The sequence below is a fragment of the Acidovorax sp. GW835-FHT14B10 genome (assembly GCF_058793725.1).
In genome coordinates this window covers 2,501-5,633 of record NZ_JBXAGC010000059.1, presented here as the reverse complement: position 1 = coordinate 5,633, position 3,133 = coordinate 2,501, and the positions used below count along the sequence as shown (strand labels likewise).

At 51.3% G+C, this 3,133-nt stretch carries 2 rRNA genes (1 of these 2 only partly in view); both read right to left on the bottom strand.

Annotated elements, in window-relative coordinates:
• Positions 1-15 precede the first annotated feature (15 nt).
• Positions 16-128 (bottom strand): 5S ribosomal RNA (rrf, locus tag AC1Q5S_RS22060).
• A 151-nt stretch (positions 129-279) separates the two neighbouring features.
• Positions 280-3,133: ribosomal RNA gene (locus AC1Q5S_RS22055) — 23S ribosomal RNA — on the bottom strand (it continues 25 nt past the right edge of the window).

The window sequence follows — 3,133 nt, the reverse complement described above, 5'->3', positions numbered from 1 at the left end:
TTCTGGGCTGTAAGAGCCTGACGATGACCTACTTTCACACGGGAACCCGCACTATCATCGGCGCAAAGTCGTTTCACTGTCCTGTTCGGGATGGGAAGGAGTGGTACCAACTTGCTATGGTCATCAGGCATAACTTGGTGTCGAGCTGCTCGTGGAGCAGCCCAACGAATTCATAGAGTTTGGAATCAGGTTTTGTGTTTTGACTGCGTCTAACTTGGCATAACAATCTTTGAGCTTTTCACACGGCATCCATGCCTGCGTGTTGGCTATCAAAGTTATAGGGTCAAGCCGCACGAGCAATTAGTACTGGTTAGCTTAACGCATTACTGCGCTTCCACACCCAGCCTATCAACGTCCTGGTCTTGAACGACTCTTCAGGGGGCTCAAGGCCCCGGCAGATCTCATCTTGAAACGAGTTTCCCGCTTAGATGCTTTCAGCGGTTATCTCTTCCACACTTAGCTACTCGGCAATGCCACTGGCGTGACAACCGATACACCAGAGGTGTGTCCACTCCGGTCCTCTCGTACTAGGAGCAGGCTTCCTCAAATCTGCAGCGCCCACGGAAGATAGGGACCAAACTGTCTCACGACGTTTTAAACCCAGCTCACGTACCTCTTTAAATGGCGAACAGCCATACCCTTGGGACCGGCTACAGCCCCAGGATGAGATGAGCCGACATCGAGGTGCCAAACACCGCCGTCGATATGAACTCTTGGGCGGTATCAGCCTGTTATCCCCAGAGTACCTTTTATCCGTTGAGCGATGGCCCTTCCATACAGAACCACCGGATCACTATGTCCTGCTTTCGCATCTGCTCGACTTGTCAGTCTCGCAGTTAAGCACGCTTATGCCATTGCACTATCGTCACGATGTCCGACCGTAACTAGCGTACCTTCGAACTCCTCCGTTACGCTTTGGGAGGAGACCGCCCCAGTCAAACTGCCTACCATGCACTGTCCCCGATCCAGATAATGGACCTGGGTTAGAACCTCAAACACACCAGGGTGGTATTTCAACGTTGGCTCCATGAGATCTAGCGACCTCACTTCAAAGCCTCCCACCTATCCTACACAGATCTGTTCAAAGTCCAATACAAAGCTACAGTAAAGGTTCATGGGGTCTTTCCGTCTTTCCGCGGGGAGATTGCATCATCACAAACATTTCAACTTCGCTGAGTCTCAGGAGGAGACAGTGTGGCCATCGTTACGCCATTCGTGCAGGTCGGAACTTACCCGACAAGGAATTTCGCTACCTTAGGACCGTTATAGTTACGGCCGCCGTTTACTGGGACTTCAATCAAGAGCTTGCACCCCATCATTTAATCTTCCAGCACCGGGCAGGCGTCACACCCTATACGTCCACTTTCGTGTTTGCAGAGTGCTGTGTTTTTATTAAACAGTCGCAGCCACCGATTTTTTGCAACCCCTTTGGGCTCCCTCTGTACGAGTTCACCTACTTGGGGCATACCTTCTCCCGAAGTTACGGTATCAATTTGCCGAGTTCCTTCTCCTGAGTTCTCTCAAGCGCCTTAGAATACTCATCTCGCGCACCAGTGTCGGTTTGCGGTACGGTCGTCAATAGCTGAAGCTTAGTGGCTTTTCCTGGAAGCAGGGTATCACTCACTTCGGCTGCAAGCAGCCTCGTTATCACCCCTCATCTAAGCCCGGCGGATTTGCCTACCGGGCACGACTACAGGCTTGAACCAACATATCCAACAGTTGGCTGAGCTAACCTTCTCCGTCCCCACATCGCACTATTGATCGGTACAGGAATATTGACCTGTTTCCCATCAGCTACGCATCTCTGCCTCGCCTTAGGGGCCGACTCACTCTACGCCGATGAACGTTGCGTAGAAAACCTTGCGCTTACGGCGAGGGGGCTTTTCACCCCCTTTAACGCTACTCATGTCAGCATTCGCACTTCTGATACCTCCAGCATCCGTTACCAGACACCTTCACAGGCCTACAGAACGCTCTCCTACCACGTGCAATAAATTGCACATCCGCAGCTTCGGTAACTGGCTTAGCCCCGTTACATCTTCCGCGCAGGACGACTCGATCAGTGAGCTATTACGCTTTCTTTAAATGATGGCTGCTTCTAAGCCAACATCCTGACTGTTTTAGCCTTCCCACTTCGTTTCCCACTTAGCCAATTTTAGGGACCTTAGCTGGCGGTCTGGGTTGTTTCCCTCTTGAGTCCGGACGTTAGCACCCGGTGCTCTGTCTCCCAAGCTGTACTCTGCGGTATTCGGAGTTTGCATAGGTTTGGTAAGTCGCCATGACCCCCTAGCCTAAACAGTGCTCTACCCCCGCAGGTAATACTTGAGGCACTACCTAAATAGTTTTCGGAGAGAACCAGCTATTTCCAAGTTTGTTTAGCCTTTCACCCCTATCCACAGCTCATCCCCTAGTTTTGCAACACTAGTGGGTTCGGACCTCCAGTACCTGTTACGGCACCTTCATCCTGGCCATGGATAGATCACTTGGTTTCGGGTCTACACCCAGCGACTGATTCGCCCTATTCGGACTCGATTTCTCTACGGCTTCCCTATTCGGTTAACCTTGCCACTGAATGTAAGTCGCTGACCCATTATACAAAAGGTACGCAGTCACCCTTGCGGGCTCCTACTTTTTGTAAGCATGCGGTTTCAGGATCTATTTCACTCCCCTCCCGGGGTTCTTTTCGCCTTTCCCTCACGGTACTGGTTCACTATCGGTCGATTACGAGTATTTAGCCTTGGAGGATGGTCCCCCCATATTCAGACAGGATTTCTCGTGTCCCGCCCTACTTTTCTCCAGCTTAGTACCACCAGTCTGTTTTCGCATACAGGGCTATCACCTGCTATGGCCGGACTTTCCATTCCGTTTTGCTAACAGTCTGACTATCACTGGAAGGCTCTTCCGATTTCGCTCGCCACTACTTTCGGAATCTCGGTTGATGTCTTTTCCTCGAGCTACTGAGATGTTTCAGTTCACCCGGTTCGCCTCGCATACCTATGTATTCAGTATGCGATACCTCTTGCGAGGTGGGTTTCCCCATTCAGATATCTCCGGATCAATGCTTATTTGCCAGCTCCCCGAAGCTTTTCGCAGGCTATCACGTCTTTCGTCGCCTGTAATCGCCAAGGCATCC